This is a genomic window from Arthrobacter sp. BE255 (assembly GCF_031457335.1).
Lineage (GTDB): Bacteria > Actinomycetota > Actinomycetes > Actinomycetales > Micrococcaceae > Arthrobacter.
The window spans coordinates 13,684-32,143 of record NZ_JAVDWK010000021.1; the positions used below are offsets into that span (position 1 = coordinate 13,684).

The window sequence follows — 18,460 nt, forward strand, 5'->3', positions numbered from 1 at the left end:
AATGACAAACAATCCATATGCTCCTGCAGTCCAAAAAGGCCGCTGGAAACCAACCGTGCTCTTCTGGATCGTCGCGGCAATAGTGCTGCTGGTCCTGATACCTTTCGCCATTGCCGGCGGAGTGGGAATGGCGATGTTCATTCTCGGCCTGGTTGCACTGCTCACTGGCCTTTATGCCTTGCTGTTCAAACGTCGGTCCTGGGTGGGCCTGCCGCACCGAAAATCCGGTGGAATCGTGGCAATTGCCGGATTTGTCGCCTTGATTGTGGGCGCGGGCGTGGCTGGTGCCACCGCGGCCCCGGGCGGAAGTAGCGACAAGGCTTCCCTGGCCAGTACATCCCAAAAGTCCGCAACGGCTACGCCCACGGCAACCCCGACGAATCCGGCAAACTCGGCGTGCCTGACCACAGCCGAGACGCGCAAGTACAACGACCAGACGCTTATCTGCACCGCGGGCAGCGACCAGCGTTTGGTGTGGATGACTGAGGCTGACTCGAAGCGCGTGGTCGCCGAGAAGGCCGCAGCTGACAAAGCCGCCGCTGATAAGGCGGCCGCCGACAAGGCTGCGGCAGAGAAAGCGGCAGCTGACAAGGCTGCGGCAGATGCGGCTGCTGCGAAGCTGGTCGCCGAACAAGCTGCTGCCCAGAAAGCAGCGGCCGAACAGGCGGCAGCGCAGCAGGCCGCGAAGCCTGCCCCTGTAGTCCAGGCGCCGGCTCCCGTTGCGCCGGCCCCCGCCGCCGCCTACTACGCCAACTGCACCGCAGCCAAGGCTGCAGGTGCGGCGCCGTTGTACGCTGGGCAGGCTGGCTACAGCACGGCACTTGATCGGGATCGCGACGGTGTTGCCTGCGAGAAATAGCCGCCTCGCGCAAGCCGTTTGAAGTGCCGCGGATACCTTCTCCCTCGAAGGTATCCGCGGCTTTTCACGTGATAACCGCTGTCCGGGGTGTGCCAAGCACGAAGTGTGCTGGGGCAGTCCGCCCCGCGATTCCTCAGCTGGCGTCGGCGTGGTCCTCGTCCCGCTTCATTTCGACGAGCTGAATGAGGTTGCCGCACGTGTCATCAAAGACGGCCACGACAGCGGTGCCGATGTCAGTCGGCGGCTGCGTGAACACCACGCCCTTGCCGGTGAGCCTGGCGTGCTCGGCCTCGATGTCCGCCACAGAGAATTGAGCGAGCGGGATGCCGTCTTCGGCAAGGGCGTCCCGGTACGGCTTTACTGCCGGATGGCCCGACGGTTCCAGAAGCAGCTCAGGACCGTCAGGGGCTTCGGGTGAGACAACGGTGAGCCAAAAGTCATCGCCGAGGGGGATGTCATGGCGCTTCGTGAAACCGAGCACGTCCGTGTAGAAGGCCAGGGCCGCCCGCTGGTCGTCGACAAACAGGCTTGTCAGGGCAATTTTCATGGTTCGGTCCTCTTTCTGGTGGGCCATCGGTTAGTGATCGCGGCGAGTGGCTCGGGGTTGAAGTAGTGGAACTTGGAGCGTCCGCGCCGCTCCGTCTCGACGAGGCCAGCGGCCTCCAGTACGCCGAGGTGCTGCGAGATCGCCTGGCGTGTATGGCTGAGGCCATGACGCATCGTGAGCGTGGAACAGATCTCGAACAGGGTCTGGCCGTCGCGCACTGACAGTTCGTCAAGGATGGTGCGCCTGGTCTCATCGTCGAGAGCTCGGAAGACATCAACCATGAATCCACTATAGGCAAGTGACGGCTTGCATATCAAGGAAGAGAACGGACTTCATCGATTGCGCAGGCAGTCCGCCTCAGCCCAAAGAACGGAGGAACGCCGCCGCATCGCTGGCCACCCGTTCCGGGACTTCCCACAGAACGGCATGCGCCACGTCGGGATAGACCTTCAGCACCGCGCCCGTTATCCGGGCCGCCAGGGCTTCCTGGTCGGCGCGCGGCAGCACGTTGTCCTGTGCTCCCCACAGGATCAGCGTAGGCGCCAGGAGAGTTCCCGATTCCGTGGGCGGGGTGGCGTCGCACAGCCCGCTCAGGATGGCTTTCCACGCATGGGCAGGCATCCTGAGGCCGTCGCGCACCAGGTTTTCGATGTACCACCGCGGCACCTCATGCACCAGCGGAAACCAGGACAGCGAATCCCGGACCCAGTCCTCGTCGAGGGGGTCCGTCAGCGCGTCCACTTCGTTGGCGAAGTCGGTCCGCCCGAGCAGGCTGAGGGGCGAGCCCGCGAGTACCAGCGCCCCAACCTTTTCAGGATGGACGACGGCGAGTTGCTGGGCGACGTAGCCGCCGCTGGAGGAGCCGACGACGGCGGCCCGCGGCACGTCGAGGGCGTCCAGGATCGCCGCGGCATCCTCAGCCTGCTCCGCCAGGGAGTACCCGTCCGCGGGCTTGTCGGCATCGCCCTGGCCGCGAAGGTCAGGCGCGTACATTCGAAAGCCGCTCAGCAGGGGGATCAGGCGGTCAAAGCTGCGCCGGGACTCGCCCCACGCATGCAGCAAAAGCACAGGTTCGGCACCGGCGTCGCCCTCGATCCGGCACGGCAGGGTGATGCCGGTGCGGAGCCTGAGATCCCGGACTTCGGATTCCATAGCCTCAGGCTACGCCGGCTTAGCCGCAGCCTGAACGGGCCGTTTCCAGCTTGCCTGCGCGCAGCCGGGCTAGCAGCCAGACTGTCCGCGGCACCGGCCAGAGGAGGGCCAGGGCAAGGATCGGCACCAGCGAGATGCCGACGTCGGGGAACTGCCGGACGATGACGAAGAGGTGCGTGTCGAACCGGGCCGGGGCGTAGATCAGGCACAGCCAGAGGGCGAACGCGTCGAGGGCGAGTGCGACGGCGGCCCATGCCACGGGTGCAAAGCGTCGCCGGGGCGCGGGATGCCTCCGGAGCAGGAACCGGAGCGCCAGCCAGAGGCTCAGCAGCTCCGCCAGCAGAAGCACCACGGAGACGGCCCAGCTGTAGCGCTGCAGCCAGTCCTCGAACACCACCGCCGGCACGGGGGAGTGCCCGTGCAGGATCCGCAGGATGTTGGTGTCGATGGCCTTCAGGCGGGACGGGGCGGCAGTGTCGTTGCCGTTGATGACCAGGGCGACGCCGAGGGCGGACTCCGGAACCATCGCCAGGTAGGTGTGGCTGTTGCCCCATTCGCCCTGATGTTCAACGAGCCGCGGGAGGGCGCCGTCGGGGACGGGAGGCGCTGCCGGATCGGCGGATTCGAACAGCGGCCGGGTGAACCAGCCCATGGCGTAGCCCTTGGACCCGTCCACCTGTACCCGCGGTTCGAACATCGCCGCCACGCTCTCGGGCCGGAGGATCCGGGCGTCGCCGTACCGTCCGCCGTCGAGCAGCGCGACCAGCTGATGCCCCAGGTCCTCGGCCGAGGCATACAGCGTGGAGGACGGCAGGCCGGCGGTGGGTGCGGGGACGTCGGTCCTGAGCCAGAACGATCCGAACCACCGGGAGTAGCCGGCGGCTGCGTTGTCAGCGCGTGCCGCAGCCCGGGTGGGATGGCTGTGCGACATCTCCAGCGGTCCGAAGACGTGCTGCGTCAGGTAGTCCCCGAAGGGCTGGCCGGAGACCGTCTGCACCAGGACGCCCAGGACGTTGAAGTTGGCGCTCGCATAGTGGAATGCCGCGCCGGGCTCGCCAGCCAGCGGGGAGCCGGTGAGGGCCCGGACCCCTTCCTCGAGGGCTTCCGGGCGTTGATCGTCGGAGGCTTCGAAGGCCGTGTCCTTCGAGGACATGCCGCTGGCCTGGTGGAGCAGGTGCCGGACGGTGATTTTGGACGAGCGGCCGTCGTCGAGCGTGAACCAGGGCAGGTAGGTCTGCACCGGCTCATCCAGCCGCAGGCGGCCGGCCTCCACCTGCTGCATCACGGCGATGGCCGTGAGGGACTTGCTGGTGGAGGCCAGCAGCACCGGTGTCTGGGCGGTCATCGGCCGCCCGGACTCATCGGCGCGGCCGAACGCGGCGGAATGCACCTGGACCCCATGTTGAACGACGGCGACGGCGGCACCCGGGATCCCCACGGCGTCGAGCTGGTCCTGCAAGAAGGAGTCCAGCGCCCTGTAGGCCTGCTCGGGCGCCGCGGGTTGTGAGAGTGCGGCACCGGGAAGAGCAGGTGCCGGCGGCGCCACACCGAGAATCCCCGCGCCCAGCACGCACAGGAGGAGGAACGAAAACCGGGAAAAAGTCCGCATGCCCACCCGGGCGTCCTATGCCCGCGGCAACCCGAGGTAGCGCGGAACCTTTTGCGCGTACTCGCGGTAGGTCGGTCCGAACAGTTCGGCCAGCATGGCCTCTTCGCCGAGGACAAAGCGGTGCTCCACCAGCAGCTCGGCGGGCAGCATCACGAGGACCCAGGAAGATCCGGCCACGGCTCCCGCGCCCAGTTGAATGAGCCACCAGCCCACGTACATGGGGTGGCGGGTGAATGCATACGGGCCGGTGACCACCAGCTCCTCCGGCCGCTCCAGCGCGAAGGGACCCGGGGACCGGCGGCGCCGCTCAACCAGGCCCCAGATATTCAGGCCGACGCCGGCGACCACCAGCCCTGCCCCCACCACCCGGTGCATGGAGCGGGGGCCGGGGAGCGGCATCGGACGGAGCCGGCCGAGGAGGAGGTCCGCGGCCATCGCCGCCACGACAGGGCCCGGCAGCGGAAGATTTTCGTAGGCCCCTTTCACCCGGCTAACCAGGGGGCTGCCAGTGCGGAGCAGGAGATCCCGCGCTTCGGATTCCATAGCTTCAGGGTACGCCGCCCATATCCCGCCGGCTGGTCACAGGTGCCGCAAGCTTTCGGCATGGGACTTATCCTGTGGCTGGCCGTCATCGGCCTGGTGCTGTTCATCGGCACGGTTGGCTCATTCCCCGGCAGCCCGCCGCGCCCAACGGGACAGGCTCAGTAGAGAATGCGCTGGTACAGGATGTGGTCCTGCCAGGAACCGGCGATCCTGAGGTACCTGGGCGCCAGCCCGATTTCCTCAAACCCTGAGCGCTTCAGGATCTTCTGCGAGGCCGCGTTGTGCGTGAGCGTTGCGGCCTGGAGGCGGTGCAGTCCCAGCTCCTGGCGCGAGAATCCAACCGCGGCGGCGATGGCAGCCGAGCCGATTCCCCTGCCGTTGTATTCCTTGTCCACCCAGTACCCGAGGTGGGCGCTGAGGAATGGTCCGCGGACAATTCCGGTGAGGGTCAGCGCACCGGCAACCCGGTCCCCGTCCAGCAGGACAAAAGGAACTTCGGAACCCTCCGCGTGCTGGGCCAGTTTGGACGCAACGACCCTGGCCTGCCCCGCCGTCGTAAAGAACTCCTCCGGCCGTTCCGGTTCCCAGGGCGCCAGGTGGTCCCGGTTGAGCCGGTAGGCGTCCGTCATCCGTTCGGCGTCGGATGCGCGCAGGACCCGCATGCGAACGTTGCCAGCCAGGGGGTATGTCTTTCCACTCACCCAGCGACTATAGCGGGCGGCTCCCTGAGGCGGATGTGAGGCCCAGAGGGAGGGCAGGCGGCAGGTAGGATCGGAGGATTGCCGCAGGCCGGCCACAGTTTTGGGGGAAACATCGTGAGAATCATGCCACTGCGCCGCGTGTCCGCCGCGGCCTCAAAAACGCACATCCAGCACCGGACAAACACGCCCTTGCGTGCCGCGATGACGGCGCTGGTTGCCGCGGCGGCGCTCCTGCTCGTGCCCGCCGTCGTTAGCGTTCCGGCGGCCGCCGACAACGGGACGGACGCGGGGCCGATGATCGGCACCGGCGTCCAGCCGCTCGGAATAGCGGAAGGGCCGGACGGCACCCTGTACGTCAGCGATTACGACTGGGCCGGCGGCATCAGCGTGTACCCGCCGGGGGAGGCACTGCCGTCCCGCACCATCCACGCGGGGCGCTTCCCGTCGTCGCTGGCCGTGACACCGGACGGGACGCTCTACGTGGCGCAGACAGATGAGTCCGGGCAGGCCGAGGTGGGCGTGGTGGCGCCCGGCGCCAACGAAGCGGCCCTGGCCATCAAGGTGACGTCCGGGCACCACTGGCTTACGGCGGGGCCGGACGGGTCGCTCTATGTGGTGAACCCGTCCGAGGGCTCCCTGTCCGTGGTCCAGCCGGGCGAGGCCTGGATCAAGCGCACCATCCAGGCCGGGCCGAATCCGGTGGAGGTGGCCGTGGCAAAGGACGGGACCGCCTACGCCACCAACGAACTGGAGGGCACTGTCGCCGTGGTGCCCGCCGGCGCCCCGGCCCCGTCGCACACCATCGATGTTGGGGCGAAGGCCCACCCGCACGGAATTGCGGCGGCTCCCGACGGGACCGTCTACGTGGCAAACATCCTCACCAACGACGTCGCGGTGATCGAACGGGGCGGCACCGCGGTGGCGCGCCGGATCCCCGTGGGCAAGGCACCGCAGGAGGTTGTGGCCGCTCCGGACGGGACGGTGTATGTGACCAACAGCCTGGACGACACGGTCTCGGTCATCCCGGCGGGATCGGCGTCTGTGTCGACGACGGTTCCCACCGGGGATGATCCGGGCCGGATGGTTGTCCGGACCGACGGGACCGTGGTGGTGGTGAACCGGGGCGGCAGGTCCCTGACGGTGATTCCGGCAGCGTCTGCGGGACCGGTTTCGCCCGCGCAGGCCGGGGGTTCAGCGGCAGATGCCGCGGCGGAGCCCCAAGGGTCTCCCGTGAAGTCCGACGGCGGCGCGCCGGGTCCCGGCCTCCCTGCGGTGGCCGCGGGGACGGCAGCTGTGCTGCTGGCCGGCGCCGCCACGCTCGTAGCCGTGCTGCGCAGGCGGCGCGTGAGGAAGGCAGCCGGCGGCCCGGCGTCGGCCTGGACTTTCGAGTAGCACCGCCCGGGGCAACCGGCGTGGATTCAGCGCGACAGTTGGCCCTCGGCAAAACGGCCCACCGCGCGTACGTTTGCCTCATGCAGAAGATATCGATTGATGCCCTGGCCCGCCAGCAGATCACGGCCGCTGTGGCTGCCCCGAGCGGGAGGGCGGCCGACACTGCCTACGGCGGCCATGAGAAGAGCCTGCGCCAGACCGTGATGGCCTTCCGTGCCGGAACGCAGCTCAGCGAACATCAGAACCCCGGCGAAGCCACGGTCTTTGTGCTGAAGGGATCAGTCTGGCTGAAGGCGGGCGGCGAGTCCTGGCAGGGCAAGGCCGGTGATCTCCTGATCGTGCCGGAAGGCCTGCACAGCCTGGAAGCCGACGAGGACTCCGCGGTGCTGTTCACGGTGGTCAAGACCGGCAGGTGATGCCGGGGGCTATCCCAGCACCACTTGATTGATTTCCGCCAGCCGGTGAAGCGCTATCCCTGTTCGCTGTTCTTTGACCAGCGGGTGGTCCACCGACGGGTCGAGCTGGATGAACGGGACCAGCCCCGGTTCCCTGGTGTGCACCAAAGCCGGAATCGACAGCGTTGACGTCTCATAGGGCAGTTCGTTGCACAGCCAACCGAACATCGGCGCCAGGGACGCCCGGGCCGGATTTTCCCAGTGGTGGGCGATCTGTTGCATGTTGTCCTCGCTCAGTGAGACCCACGCGGACCAGGCGAAGACGTCTCCGGGGGCGTCGGTAACAGGGATTTCGATGTGTCCCCTGAGGAAGTACTGCCACTCGCCTTCGATGTTCAGCACGCACATGTCGGCATTCAGCTCGCCGGCCGCACGTGCCTCTGGAGGCGCCTGCAGCCAGTGATCCGGAGCCTCAGCCCCGAAGACCGTCGCGAGTCCGTCATGTTGTTCTGCACAGATTCCGCATTGCCACATAGCTCTGCCCTGGCCGTCCATTGGTTCCCCCTAGTTCCGCTGTCACGCCTCGCTTCCCGTAGCCTACCTTCGCCCTGGCGGCGAGGCTGGGCATGCAGGGCTGGCGAAGCTCAACGCAGAGGAAAGCCCGGCGGCAGTGTCCATCACGCCGCTGCCGGGCCGAGAGACGAATCATGAGCCATTCATTTCGCCTGGAATTGATTACTTGGTGACGTGGACAACAACTGCTTTGGAAGTCGCCTGCTCGGCTCCGGCATTATCCACCCCTGTGACAGTCCAGTTGCTGAGCAAAAGAACGGTCTTGCCGGTATCAGAGTTGTAGATGACCTTCTGGAACCCCAACGCTGACAGGTCGTCATCGAGTGCCTCAGCGTTCATCCCCACAACGTTGACGGGAATGAGCGCGGTCGCAGGAACAGCTGGAGCAGCTGCCGGGGCGACGACGGCGGCTGGTGTGGGAGCCGCCGGAACGGTTGCTGTCGCTGTCACGGTTGCCGTAGCCGTCTCCGTGACCACATGGGTCACGGCGGGCGTTGCCTGCGGAGATCCACCACCGCAGCCGGCCAAGGCAAGGCAGAGAAATGTGCTGGCAGCAAGCGCCGTAATGTTTTTCAAAATATTCTTCCTCCTGAGAACTTAACTATTCGACTCAGTCATTCTTTGCTCTCCAGGAATGCGGTTGGCTAAATTATGAGAATCCTCGGTAAACCTTGCGCCTACGTTGAGCTGGATTGTCGCATTCTGGTATTGACCGAAATTCAGCGTTCCAGTTAGCTGGACTCCAGCCCGGGAGATCGCCCGGCGGCAGAAAAAATGGGGGCAACATGGCAGCAGAGCAGCTTCGTGACGACATCCAGCAGGCCAAGGATAAAGCCGGGGTCACGTGGGGGAGCAACAGGGAGTTCCGGAAGCTTGAATCCCATCTTTGGGAGGGCGAGAAGGTTGACCAGATACTGACCGGCCAGTACGCGGGAGGTCTCGGTATCCTGGTGCTGTCGGACCGCCGGATGTTCTTCCTCAAAGACGGCGTCCTGAAGCAGGTATCTGAAGATTTTCCCTTCTCTAAGATTTCATCCATACAGTGGAACTCCGGCCTTGCCCTGGGCTCTGTCACGGTCTTCGTGTCGGGCAATAAAGCGGAAATCACGAGCGTCGCCAAGCAACTGGGTAAGGCTTTCGTAGATGCCGCCAGGGACCGTATCGCACCCTCCGCCCTTCGGGCTCCTGAAAGCCAACCTGAAGCAATTTTTGCGGCCCAGGAAGTGGAGGACGTCTACGCAAACCTAGCTAAAATCGGCCAATTACGTGACGCAGGTGTACTTACGCCCGAAGAATTCGAGACGAAGAAGGCAGAGCTTTTGGCCCGCATTTGAAGCCTCCGTCCTGACGCTTTTAAAATATACAGAAACCGGCTCCCGCACTATAGAAAGCGGGAGCCGGTTTTGCATCATTCTTGGCGTGAAACGCTGGCCGGTCGTCGGCCTGTTACCCCTGCACCCCGTACGCCTTCGGCAGCTTCAGGCCGCGTTCCTCCATGAGGGTGCGCAGGCGGGTGGGGTAGTCGGTGATGATGCCGTCCACGCCCAGGTCCATCAGGCGTTCCATGTCGGCGCCGGTGTTCACGGTCCACGGGATGACGGGCAGGCCCAGGGTGTGGGCTTCGGCGATCATCGCCGGGGTGACGGACCGGAAGGTGGGGGAGACGACGTCGTACCCCTGCGCGGCGGCCGCCTTGGCGAGGGAACCGTCGTAGTCGTCGATGTCGATGCCGCCCAGGTTGGGGCTGGCGCCGGGCTGGCCCACGCCCATCCATGCGTCGCCGCTTGAGAGAGCCACCAGCGGCAGCTCCGGCGCGATCTCCTTGGCGAGGTTCAGCGAGGACCAGTCGAAGGACTGCAGCGTCGTCCGGTCCGCCATGCCGGAGGCCTGGATCCCGGACACCACCGCGCGGGTGAGGGACTCCATTCCGGCGCCGCCGCTCTGGGTGGCCTCCACCTTGGTCTCCACGTTGAAGCGGACCTTGGCGGCGCCTGCGTCGCGGACCAGCTGGTAGACGTCCGTGAGCTCCGCGATCCGATTGCCCTCGATGACGTCCTGTTCCGGGTAGCCGGGCAGCTGCACGAAGCCGCAGTTCAGGGTCTTGACCTGCGCGAGGGACAGCCCGGCCACACGGTCGCCCACGTACGGGAACTCGGGGTCGCCGGCGGTGGCGGGGGCGGTGTCCGCGCACTTGGTGGCCTGGATCGTGTCGTCGTGCCAGACGATGATCTTGCCGTCCTCGGTCAGGTGTGTGTCCAGCTCCAGGGTGCCCACGCCCAGTGCCAGGGAGTTCGCAAACGCGGCCAGGGACTCCTCGGTCCACTCGCCGCGGCCGCCGCGGTGGCTCTGCAGGTCGAAGGAGCCGTTGCGCTCGTTCACCTTGATCGCGGATGTGGCGGTTCCGGCAGCGTTCGACGACGGCGTGCCGGCTTCGTTCTCCGGGGCGGCGACGGCGGGGCTCGCCAGGGCGGCGATCAGGGCGGCGGCTGCCGCTGCAGTCAGGACTGGGCGCATGGGTGGTTCCTCCTGGGGTGACGGGGACCGGCTGATGGCCGGTGACCCGACCACGCTAGGGAGGGCAGGTTGCGCGCCGGGTGCCTGGAGTTGGAGGGGAGGTGAACTTGGAGCGGAGATGACACGGGGGTTGTTCGCCCGGCTGTCCGCCGCAATAGACTCGGAGCATGCCAATCTCGCGCCACGACCGAAGTATCCACACTCAGCCGTCCGCCCTCGAACAGCACGGGGCCGGCCTGTGAGCGGCGGTCTCGTCGCCCTGCTCGACGACATCGCAGCCCTGGCCCGCATAGCGGCCGCCTCGGTGGACGACGTCGCGGCCGGGGCCGCCAAGGCAGGGGTCAAGGCCGCCGGCGTGGTCATCGACGACGCCGCCGTCACCCCGCAGTACGTGTCCGGCGCGGACCCGTCCCGCGAACTGCCCATGATCAAGAAGATCTTCTGGGGCTCGCTCCGGAACAAGCTGCTGATCATCCTTCCGGCCCTGCTGCTCATCAGCGCCTTCGTCCCCTGGGCCATCCCGTTCATCCTCATGGCGGGCGGCACCTACCTCTGCTACGAGGGCGCCGAGAAGGTCTGGCACAAGCTCCGCGGCCACCACGCCGCGGGCGAAGATTCGCCCGCGGTTGAACGCGGCCCGGGGGCCGAGGCCAAGGTGGTCAAAGGCGCCATCACCACCGACTTCATCCTCTCCTGCGAGATCATGGTCATCTCCATGAACGAGGTGGCCCAGGATTCCCTGTTGTCCCGGGCGATCATCCTGGTGGTTGTGGCCCTGGTGATCACGGTGGCCGTCTACGGGGCCGTCGCACTCATCGTCAAGATGGACGACATCGGCATGCACCTGGCCGCCAAGGATTCCGCCGGCGCCCAGCGCACCGGCGAGCTGCTCGTCAAGGGGATGCCCGCCGTGCTGGCCGCGATCACCTTCGTGGGGACAATCGCCATGCTGTGGGTGGGCGGCCACATCATGCTGCAAGGTGCACACGACCTCGGTTGGCACGCGCCCTACGACCTGGTCCATGTCCTCGAGCACCCCTTCGCCGGGATTGCAGTGGTGGGCGGCTTCCTGGCCTGGCTCGTCAACACGTTGTGCTCGGCCGTCGTCGGACTCGCCTGGGGCCTCGTGGTGATGGCTATTGTGCATCCGCTGCTCAACGCGCTGCCGTTCGGCAAAAAGAAGGGCGGGCACGAGGAAGGCGACATCCGCGCCGAACTTGCTGGCTACCGGCCGACGAAACGCGACGACGGCCCGGCCTCCTAGCCAATAGGCATCCCTTGGGCGGTGAATCAGACGAAGCCGAAGAGCGGCGGGAAGACCACCACCACAATCGCCGCCCAGGCCCCATAGACCGGCAGGTACCGCGTCTGCCAGCGCTCGAGCTGTGCGAAGGCGCGCCGACCGCGCAGGAATCCGACGGCGAGCCAGGCCGCCCGGGCCAGGTGCACCAGCAGCAGCAGGTTCAGGCCGAGGGCGGCGATCTTGTTGGGGCTGAAACCAAATTCAGCGATGCGGGTCAGCATTGCGGTCAGCATCACGGCGTCCACCGCGAGGGCCGCGCCGACAAGAACCAGCTGCAGGGCATCCGCCAGCCTTGGCGGTGCGAGCGGATCGCGGGCTGAAATCGAATAGAGCAGCAGGCACAGCACCAGTACCAGGATCGCGTCCATGAGGATCAGCAGGTCCCGGTTGACGTCGGCGACTCCGCCGGCAGCGGCGAAGACGCCCAGGAGGGTCAGCAGCATAACGACCGTCAGGGGCGTAAACACCCGGGTCAGGACGGGGGCGATGTTCTCGACGACGTTCTGCTTGGCCTCGACGAGCCACGCGGCGACGATGAGCGCCCCCGGCATCGCAAACGGCAGGATCCACTCCTGCACGATGGGCTCCAGGTCGACGCCGACAACCTGCAGCGCCATGAACGTGAGCACCACCAGGACGGCACCGCCCAGGGCAAGGAGCGTGTAGTAGATCGCGAGCTCACCGGTGAACCGGGCGAAGTCCATGCGCCGGCGGTCCGAACGCCACCTCCCGCCGGCGTACGCCACCCCGGCCAGCAGCCACAGGACCACCGGGGCGTGCAGGATGGCGAGCAGTTCGGTGGAACCGCCGGAGGCGAAGGGGTAGACGTTGACAACGACCGCCAGCACGGCGAAGGGGACGAACAGCATCGCCGCCACCCTCGGCGTGAGCCGTCGGGTCCACACGAAGTAGCCAGCGAGGAACGGGAAGACCAAAAGGCCGAGGTTGCGCGCCGTGGCTGCGCCGTCGTCGAGCCAGGCCAGTCCGGCCTTGACCGCAATGCCGGCCCCGACGGCGAACGCGAGGACCACAGCCAGCTCGCGCCACGGAGGCGCCCCGCCGTCGTCGGAACCCTCCGGGACGAGCACGAGCTGCTTCCAGAGCCGGTCGGAGTGCTCGCGGGCAAACTCGCGCGAGACGGCGTCCAGGTTGCCCAGGCGTTTGATCGCGACGAGGAACGCTTCCTCGTCGTCGAGCCCGGTGGCCTGGCGGTCGGCGATCTGCCCGCGCAGGTGGTCCTCCAGCTCGTCGATGTCGGCGGCGGAGATTGCCTGGCGGCGCTGCACATACCCGCGCCACTGCGCGATCTGGGCCTCCAGTTCCACGTGCTGCTCCATCATGCCCATCCCGCGGCCGGGGCGGGAGGCTGCTGGGCCGTCTGCCACACCTGGCGCAGTGCCGCGGCGACGACCGACCACTGCTCCTGCCGGTCGGCGAGTGCCTCCCGGCCTGCCGGCGTGATCGCGTAGTGCTTGCGCCGGCGCCCGGCCTCGGAGGTGCCCCACAACGACGACACGTAGCCGAGCCGTTCCAGCCGGTGAAGCAGCGGATAGAGCATGCCGTCGGTCCATTGCATGCCCCCGCCGGAGAGCTCACTCACGCGTTTGAGGATCGCGTAGCCGTACAGGTCGCCCTCCGTCAGTATCCCCAGCACAAGCGGGGTTGCCGACGCGGCGACCAGGTCCTTATCGATGCGCATGGCACCTCCTATACCTAGAACTGTAAGGCATTGGAGCATAGCAGTTCTAGGTATGTCAGGCGGCGGTCCAGTTAGCGGCTGCCTGCCCGCTCCTCGATGGGCCGCGGGCTCTTCCAGACCGATTCGCGCGGGCCCGGCGGGTATGCCGCCGTCTTTCCGGCCCAGGCAATAACCAAGGCTGCAATGACGGGAAGGGCGGCCGCGGCCGGGACCAGCAGCGGGCCGGCCACCACCAGGGCCGCCGAGCCGTAGAGGGCGCCGATGGTGATGCCCAGCTGGATGGTGAGGACGGTGAGCCCGTTGGCGGCGTCCTTGTTTTCGCGGCCGGCGCGGAGGATGGCCGACTGGTTGTAGATGCCGATCGCACCCAGCCCGGCGCCCCACACCGTCATCAGCACCAGGGCGAAGGCAAGGCTGCCGCCCACGAACGGCAAGGCCAGCATCGAGACGGCGATTGCCGCCGTCGTAATCAGCAGCGAACGGCGCGGGTGCGAGTCGACGGTGAGCCCGGCGATCCAGATGCCGAGCAGGCCGGAGACGCCGAGGACGGTGAGGGAGACGGTGATGGCGTAGTCGGGCAGGCCGGCGTCGCGGATGTACGGGGCGATGTAGGTGAAGAGCGCGAAGTGGGCCAGGACCAGCAGCGGCCAGGCGATGGCCACGGACCTCACACCGGGCTGTGCGATGGCCGCGCGCATGGAGGGCCGGGCTTCGCCGGCGGCGCGCCGGACGGACGGCAGCAGGAAGAACCCGAGGACGGCCAGGAGCAGCCCGAAACCCGCGAGCGACAGGAACGCCGCCCGCCAGCCGAGGAAAGTGCCCAGCGCGGTGCCAAGGGGCGCACCGATGGCCAGGCCCAGGCTGTTGCCGCTGAAGACGATGGCCAGGGCCTTGCCCACCTTGTCGGCCGGCACCACGCGGGCGACGTAGGGGGCCATGGTGGTCCAGAGCAGTCCGTGGGCCAGGCCGCCCACGAGCCGCGCGATCATCGCGGCGGTGAAATCGGGTGCGAGGCCCACCAGGCCGTTGCTGATGGTGAACGTCAGGACCAGCGCCACGAGCAGGGGACGTTTAGGGACCTTGCCGAGCAGTCGCGCGGCGGGCACCACGGTGACCACGATGACGGCGGCGTACGCGGCGGCGAGGTAGCCGGCCACCGGTTCAGAGACGTTCAGGCCGGTGCTGATCTGGGGGAGCAGGCCGGAGGGGAGCAGTTCGGTGGTGATGGCGGTGAAGGCGATGGTGGCCAGGACCATCATGGCGGCCAGCGGGAAACGCTGGGTCGCCGGCGCGGAAGTCGCGGAGGACATGGGGGAGTTGTTCCATTCAAGGAGGAGGGGGATGGAACCGGGCTCTGCGGGCCGAACAATTCCTCCATAAGTTTACCGGGTGAACGAGGTTGTTACGTGCAGGGTCGGGCTGCAGGAAACACGTTCGCGGACCGTTGGCGGCGGCAGGCTTAGAGGGGAGTACGACGGCGGCGGGCGGCTATGCGGGCCGGTGGCCGAACTGACTTCAGGATCCAGCGCACGTGAGAGTCGGGTGGATTATTCTCCCCAGCGCGTGGCATCCGGGCAGAGCAGGGCGAGCTGCATATTGTTCGGATGATGGAACGAACTTGGATGGGATTTAGGAAGAAGCGGAGACCTCACGACGTGTGGTCAGACTGGAAAGCTGCGGACGATGCAGGAGACGCCCGCCTAGCGGCAGTGCTGGCTTCCGAACTGCTGGAGCTGACTCCGAAGTCCTATTACAGCTGGTTCCAGGCCGGTCTGCTGTCCAAGGCCCTTGCCAACTGGCCGGAAAGCCTCGACCGCAACACTCGGGCGCTGGACCTCTTCACGAAGGAGGATGCTGAGGAGTTCAACGGTGTCAACCCCGCGGCCTGGAACCTGGGCATCGCTGCAACAGCACTGGGTGACTGGTCGACGGCCAGGAGCGCGTGGGCTGCCTACGGACTGGACAGGTTTCGGGCCGGAGCCGGGCCCATCGACGCCGACTGCGGCATGGCTCCGGTCCGGCTCAACCCGGACCAGCCCAGCCTCCCTCACCAGGTGCTGTTTTCGGCCGGGTACACAGAGGTTGTCTGGTGCTGGCGGAGGAGCCCGGCCCATGCAATCATCGCGAGCGTTCCGTTGCCGGAGTCCGGGCATCGGTTCCGCGACACCGTCCTGGACGATGGCGAACCCAAAGGGGACCCGATGGCTCGACGGACAGGAAGTATCGGTCTTCGACGAACTGGGGCGTCTCGAACAATCCGACCTGCCGACCTGGCAAGCCCAGGTAGTCGGTGCCGGCGCCGACGATCTACAGGCACTGACGGACCTTCTTGAACAGCGCGGGCTCGGTCTCGACGATTGGTCCGGGATCCGGGTGATGTGCTCGAAATGCTCGCACGGTGCACCCCAGGAAGGACACGACCACATTCCGGCAACGGTGGATGCGCAGCGACTTGGGCTCGCCGGCCACGAATCAGACCTCGACGAAGCGCTGGCGACATGGTTGGCTGGCAGGCCGGAAATCGACGTGCAAAACCTCGAGCTGCTCTGGTAATCACTAACCACTAGCCAGTGGCGGCTGGTATGCAGGGAGTGCGACGGCGGCGGGCGGCTTGGGAGGGCGGGCCACCGGGGGCAGGCTAAAGCCTGCCCGCCAGGGAGCGCCCCACTGTCCGGCCGGTGAAGATGCAGCCGCCCAGGAAGGTTCCTTCCAGCGCGTTGTAGCCGTGGGCGCCGCCGCCGCCGAACCCTGCCGCCTCCCCGGCGGCGTACAGGCCGGGGATGAGGGAGCCGTCCTTCGCGAACGCCTGGCCGGTGAGGTCGGTCTGGATGCCGCCGAGGGTTTTGCGGGTGACGATGTGCAGCTTCACGGCGATCAGCGGTCCGGCCGCCGGGTCCAGGATCCGGTGCGGCTTCACGGTGCGGAAGAGCCGGTCCCCGAGGTAGCGGCGGCTGTTGTGGATGCCCGTCACCTGGGCGTCCTTGGAGTACGGGTTAGTGATTTCGGCGTCGCGGTCCAGGACCTGCCGCTGGACTTGCCCGTAATCGAGCAGGGGTTCCTCGGTGAGGCCGTTCATGCCGCTGACCAGGCCGGCCAGGTTGTCCGCGATGACAAAGTCCGCGCCGTGGTCCTTGAACGCCTCGATCGGTGCGGAGGCCCCGCGGCCCAGCCGGGTCCGGAGCAGCAGTTTCCGGTCGCGGTTGGTGACATCCGGGTTCTGCTCGGAGCCGGAGAGGGCAAACTCCTTTCCGATGATCCGCTGGTTGAGGATGAACCAGGAGTGGCTGTGCTGCTGCAGGTCCGGGGTGGTGCGCAGCAGCTTGAGGGTGCCCAGGGTGTCGTAGCCGGGCAGCCCGGGGGCAGGCAGCCGGCGGCCCAGGGCGTCGAACCACAGGGAGGACGGCCCCGGCAGGATCCGGATGGCGTGGTCCGGCCAGATGGGGTTCCAGTTCCGGATGCCCTCCGTGTAGTGCCACATCCGGTCGCGGTTGACCAGCCGGACGCCGGCGTCGTCCGCGATGCCCAGCATGCGGCCGTCCACGTGCTGCGGCACGCCGGTGATCATGGTCCGCGGCGGGGTGCCCAGGCGGTCCGGCCACCACCGGCGCACCTCTTTGTGGTTGCCGCCGATCCCGCCGGTGGCAATAACCACTGCCTGCGCGCGGAGCTCAAATTCCCCAACTTTGTCGCGGTTGGAGGCCACGCCGCGGGGAGCATCGTCCGGTGCGAGGATGGTGCCGCGCACTCCGGTGACCGTGCCGCCGTCGAACACCAAGCCGTCCACCCGGTGCCGGAAGTGGAACCTGACCCGGCCGGTCCCTGCCGCCGCCCTGGCCTTGTCGGCGAACGGTTCGGAGATCCCGGTGCCGGTTCCCCACGGGACATGGAAACGGGGGACGGAATTGCCGTGGCCGCCGGCCCGGCCGTCGCCGCGCTCAGCCCAGCCCACCAGCGGGGTGAATTTCACGCCCTGTTCCTGCAGCCAAGGCCGCTTCTCGCCGGCCGCGAACTCGACGTAGGCGCGCCCCCACTGCTGGGCCCACTCATCCTCGGGATGCTCGCCGTTGAGCCGGTCCCACTGGGCCGAGCCCTGCCAGTCCTGCCACGCCAGCTCGAAGGAGTCCTTTACGCGGAGCCGGCGCTGCATGGGGGTGTCCACCAGGAAGAGGCCGCCGAGGGACCAGAACGCCTGGCCGCCCAGGTTGGCCCCGTTCTCCTGGTCCAGGATGGCCACCCGCTTGCCTGCCCGGACCAGCTCGTTGCTGGCCACCAGCCCGGCCAGCCCACCGCCGATGATGATGACGTCTGCGTCCATCTGCTCACATCCCGTTCGCCGCTATGGCTTTCGGTCCAACGTACAGCAGGCGGTGTGCCGCCACGCCCGGACTCTGGAGCGGTTCTGCGGGCTACCTGTTCGCGAGGGCGGCCTTCTCGGTGGCGGCCAGCATGTCGGTGAAGGTCGCCGTCAGCATCCTGTCGATCACGGGACCGGTGAACCGGCCAACAGGCCCTCCCCGGGGTACACATCGGTAGTCGAACGGGGCCAGCGTCCCGCCGCTGTCGGGTTCAAGCGCGAGGGAGGACCCGGCCTGCTTGAACGGCACGGACGCATTCGGCTGATTCCGTGTGTCGATCCTGCGGCCCTAGGACCACTCCAAGTGTTGAACCAGTCGTAGGTCAGTGCGCTGTCCCAATCTCATGATCACGCCGGCAGCCGCACGAACGCAATCACTTGGATTGGGCTGGTCCCGGCCCGATCCGAGGTCCTCCAGGGGTGTGACCCACTCCATAGGAAGTGGCTCTGCCGGTTCGGACTGCCTGGGGGGTGCGTGGCCTCCGGAATCCCTGTGGTTTCGGGGGTTTCGGGGGTTGGCAGCACGTTGGGGGCTGGATTTGCGGTGGGGGTTCGGGGCGTGTATTGTTTTCTGAGTCGCCGCCGCTGATGCGGGAAAATAGCGACAAACCCCTTTCTTCAACAGCCTGAAAATGGTTCGCTTTGTAGCGTGCCGGATGCGGGTGGGGCCGGTTCGCCGGGGCAGGAAATCGCGGAAACGCCGGTTTGCAAAGCTCCCCGGGATCGGGTAAGTTTGAGAGGTTGCTCCGGAGCGATCCACGGCTGTTTGTTTGGTTGTGGTGGTGCCGGGTGTGTCTGTTGTTTGAGAACTCAATAGTG

At 67.0% G+C, this 18,460-nt stretch carries 20 protein-coding genes; 6 read left to right on the forward strand and 14 right to left on the reverse strand.

Annotated features, from left to right (window positions below; all coding sequences use genetic code 11):
* The first annotated feature begins 1 nt into the window (after position 1).
* The gene (locus J2X42_RS22780) at positions 2–859 is read left to right on the forward strand and encodes an excalibur calcium-binding domain-containing protein (RefSeq protein WP_310168352.1); all 858 of its coding nucleotides are present in this window, start codon (positions 2–4) and stop codon (positions 857–859) included.
* A 133-nt stretch (positions 860–992) separates the two neighbouring features.
* Here the strand turns inward: J2X42_RS22780 and J2X42_RS22785 are convergent, their stop codons facing one another.
* From J2X42_RS22785 to J2X42_RS22810, 6 genes are all read right to left on the reverse strand, one after another.
* Entirely contained in the window at positions 993–1,406 is a 414-nt protein-coding gene (locus J2X42_RS22785) for a VOC family protein (protein ID WP_310168354.1), read from the reverse strand.
* Positions 1,403–1,687, reverse strand: a complete 285-nt coding sequence (locus J2X42_RS22790) for a metalloregulator ArsR/SmtB family transcription factor (protein WP_310168356.1) — start codon at positions 1,685–1,687, stop codon at positions 1,403–1,405. The genes J2X42_RS22785 and J2X42_RS22790 overlap by 4 nt, the downstream gene beginning before the upstream one ends.
* A gap of 76 nt (positions 1,688–1,763) precedes the next feature.
* Positions 1,764–2,558, reverse strand: coding sequence for an alpha/beta hydrolase (locus tag J2X42_RS22795; protein ID WP_310168358.1), 795 nt, complete (start codon positions 2,556–2,558; stop codon positions 1,764–1,766).
* Positions 2,559–2,577: 19 nt separating this feature from the next.
* Positions 2,578–4,167: a serine hydrolase domain-containing protein gene (locus J2X42_RS22800; protein WP_310168360.1), complete on the reverse strand. Its 1,590-nt coding sequence runs from the start codon at positions 4,165–4,167 to the stop codon at positions 2,578–2,580.
* Between the two features lie 15 nt (positions 4,168–4,182).
* Positions 4,183–4,710 (reverse strand): isoprenylcysteine carboxylmethyltransferase family protein, encoded by a 528-nt coding sequence (locus J2X42_RS22805; RefSeq protein WP_310168362.1) that lies wholly within the window; start codon positions 4,708–4,710, stop codon positions 4,183–4,185.
* Between the two features lie 158 nt (positions 4,711–4,868).
* Positions 4,869–5,411 carry a GNAT family N-acetyltransferase gene (locus J2X42_RS22810; RefSeq protein ID WP_310168364.1) on the reverse strand — a complete coding sequence of 181 codons (543 nt, stop codon included), beginning with the start codon at positions 5,409–5,411 and terminating at the stop codon, positions 4,869–4,871.
* 123 nt (positions 5,412–5,534) lie between these two features.
* On the opposite strand from J2X42_RS22810, the gene J2X42_RS22815 reads away from it, so the two are divergent.
* Positions 5,535–6,803, forward strand: coding sequence for a YncE family protein (locus J2X42_RS22815; RefSeq protein WP_310168392.1), 1,269 nt, complete (start codon positions 5,535–5,537; stop codon positions 6,801–6,803).
* An 80-nt stretch (positions 6,804–6,883) separates the two neighbouring features.
* Complete coding sequence (locus J2X42_RS22820; RefSeq protein ID WP_310168366.1) at positions 6,884–7,219, forward strand: cupin domain-containing protein; 336 nt, start codon at positions 6,884–6,886, stop codon at positions 7,217–7,219.
* Positions 7,220–7,228: 9 nt separating this feature from the next.
* On the opposite strand, the gene J2X42_RS22825 is transcribed toward J2X42_RS22820, so the two are convergent.
* Together J2X42_RS22825 and J2X42_RS22830 are read right to left on the reverse strand one after the other, a co-directional pair.
* Positions 7,229–7,753, reverse strand: coding sequence for a DUF2199 domain-containing protein (locus J2X42_RS22825; protein WP_310168368.1), 525 nt, complete (start codon positions 7,751–7,753; stop codon positions 7,229–7,231).
* A gap of 180 nt (positions 7,754–7,933) precedes the next feature.
* Positions 7,934–8,347, reverse strand: coding sequence for a hypothetical protein (locus J2X42_RS22830; RefSeq protein WP_310168370.1), 414 nt, complete (start codon positions 8,345–8,347; stop codon positions 7,934–7,936).
* Between the two features lie 209 nt (positions 8,348–8,556).
* Here J2X42_RS22830 and J2X42_RS22835 point away from each other — a divergent pair, with 209 nt between their 5' ends.
* A complete protein-coding gene (locus J2X42_RS22835) occupies positions 8,557–9,105 on the forward strand; it encodes an SHOCT domain-containing protein (RefSeq protein WP_310168372.1) in 549 nt (182 codons plus the stop codon).
* A 112-nt stretch (positions 9,106–9,217) separates the two neighbouring features.
* Here the strand turns inward: J2X42_RS22835 and J2X42_RS22840 are convergent, their stop codons facing one another.
* On the reverse strand, positions 9,218–10,285 hold the full coding sequence (locus J2X42_RS22840) for a glycerophosphodiester phosphodiesterase family protein (RefSeq protein WP_310168374.1): 1,068 nt from the start codon (positions 10,283–10,285) through the stop codon (positions 9,218–9,220).
* Positions 10,286–10,523: 238 nt separating this feature from the next.
* On the opposite strand from J2X42_RS22840, the gene J2X42_RS22845 reads away from it, so the two are divergent.
* On the forward strand, positions 10,524–11,549 hold the full coding sequence (locus J2X42_RS22845) for a DUF808 domain-containing protein (RefSeq protein ID WP_310168376.1): 1,026 nt from the start codon (positions 10,524–10,526) through the stop codon (positions 11,547–11,549).
* A 26-nt stretch (positions 11,550–11,575) separates the two neighbouring features.
* Here J2X42_RS22845 and J2X42_RS22850 read toward each other — a convergent pair whose 3' ends face one another.
* The 3 genes from J2X42_RS22850 to J2X42_RS22860 all read right to left on the reverse strand — a co-directional run bounded on the left by J2X42_RS22850 (position 11,576) and on the right by J2X42_RS22860 (position 14,597).
* Positions 11,576–12,928: a permease prefix domain 1-containing protein gene (locus J2X42_RS22850; protein ID WP_310168378.1), complete on the reverse strand. Its 1,353-nt coding sequence runs from the start codon at positions 12,926–12,928 to the stop codon at positions 11,576–11,578.
* Positions 12,925–13,287, reverse strand: coding sequence for a PadR family transcriptional regulator (locus J2X42_RS22855; RefSeq protein WP_310168380.1), 363 nt, complete (start codon positions 13,285–13,287; stop codon positions 12,925–12,927). The genes J2X42_RS22850 and J2X42_RS22855 overlap by 4 nt, the downstream gene beginning before the upstream one ends.
* A 71-nt stretch (positions 13,288–13,358) precedes the next feature.
* Positions 13,359–14,597, reverse strand: coding sequence for an MFS transporter (locus tag J2X42_RS22860; RefSeq protein ID WP_310168383.1), 1,239 nt, complete (start codon positions 14,595–14,597; stop codon positions 13,359–13,361).
* 868 nt (positions 14,598–15,465) lie between these two features.
* On the opposite strand from J2X42_RS22860, the gene J2X42_RS22865 reads away from it, so the two are divergent.
* Entirely contained in the window at positions 15,466–15,840 is a 375-nt protein-coding gene (locus tag J2X42_RS22865; RefSeq protein WP_310168385.1) for a hypothetical protein, read from the forward strand.
* An 85-nt stretch (positions 15,841–15,925) separates the two neighbouring features.
* On the opposite strand, the gene J2X42_RS22870 is transcribed toward J2X42_RS22865, so the two are convergent.
* Complete coding sequence (locus tag J2X42_RS22870) at positions 15,926–17,602, reverse strand: FAD-binding dehydrogenase (RefSeq protein ID WP_310168387.1); 1,677 nt, start codon at positions 17,600–17,602, stop codon at positions 15,926–15,928.
* 91 nt (positions 17,603–17,693) lie between these two features.
* The gene (locus tag J2X42_RS22875; protein ID WP_310168389.1) at positions 17,694–17,891 is read right to left on the reverse strand and encodes a hypothetical protein; all 198 of its coding nucleotides are present in this window, start codon (positions 17,889–17,891) and stop codon (positions 17,694–17,696) included.
* Between the last annotated feature and the right edge of the window lie 569 nt (positions 17,892–18,460).

Bases quoted from the DNA above. Each gene is read 5' to 3' on its own strand.
- J2X42_RS22780 (WP_310168352.1), top strand. From the start codon at position 2: ATGACAAACAATCCATATGCTCCTGCAGTCCAAAAAGGCCGCTGGAAA.
- J2X42_RS22785 (WP_310168354.1), bottom strand. From the start codon at position 1,406: ATGAAAATTGCCCTGACAAGCCTGTTTGTCGACGACCAGCGGGCGGCC.
- J2X42_RS22790 (WP_310168356.1), bottom strand. From the start codon at position 1,687: ATGGTTGATGTCTTCCGAGCTCTCGACGATGAGACCAGGCGCACCATC.
- J2X42_RS22795 (WP_310168358.1), bottom strand. From the start codon at position 2,558: ATGGAATCCGAAGTCCGGGATCTCAGGCTCCGCACCGGCATCACCCTG.
- J2X42_RS22800 (WP_310168360.1), bottom strand. From the start codon at position 4,167: ATGCGGACTTTTTCCCGGTTTTCGTTCCTCCTCCTGTGCGTGCTGGGC.
- J2X42_RS22805 (WP_310168362.1), bottom strand. From the start codon at position 4,710: ATGGAATCCGAAGCGCGGGATCTCCTGCTCCGCACTGGCAGCCCCCTG.
- J2X42_RS22815 (WP_310168392.1), top strand. From the start codon at position 5,535: ATGCCACTGCGCCGCGTGTCCGCCGCGGCCTCAAAAACGCACATCCAG.
- J2X42_RS22820 (WP_310168366.1), top strand. From the start codon at position 6,884: ATGCAGAAGATATCGATTGATGCCCTGGCCCGCCAGCAGATCACGGCC.
- J2X42_RS22825 (WP_310168368.1), bottom strand. From the start codon at position 7,753: ATGGACGGCCAGGGCAGAGCTATGTGGCAATGCGGAATCTGTGCAGAA.
- J2X42_RS22835 (WP_310168372.1), top strand. From the start codon at position 8,557: ATGGCAGCAGAGCAGCTTCGTGACGACATCCAGCAGGCCAAGGATAAA.
- J2X42_RS22840 (WP_310168374.1), bottom strand. From the start codon at position 10,285: ATGCGCCCAGTCCTGACTGCAGCGGCAGCCGCCGCCCTGATCGCCGCC.
- J2X42_RS22850 (WP_310168378.1), bottom strand. From the start codon at position 12,928: ATGATGGAGCAGCACGTGGAACTGGAGGCCCAGATCGCGCAGTGGCGC.
- J2X42_RS22855 (WP_310168380.1), bottom strand. From the start codon at position 13,287: ATGCGCATCGATAAGGACCTGGTCGCCGCGTCGGCAACCCCGCTTGTG.
- J2X42_RS22860 (WP_310168383.1), bottom strand. From the start codon at position 14,597: ATGTCCTCCGCGACTTCCGCGCCGGCGACCCAGCGTTTCCCGCTGGCC.
- J2X42_RS22865 (WP_310168385.1), top strand. From the start codon at position 15,466: ATGGCGAACCCAAAGGGGACCCGATGGCTCGACGGACAGGAAGTATCG.
- J2X42_RS22870 (WP_310168387.1), bottom strand. From the start codon at position 17,602: ATGGACGCAGACGTCATCATCATCGGCGGTGGGCTGGCCGGGCTGGTG.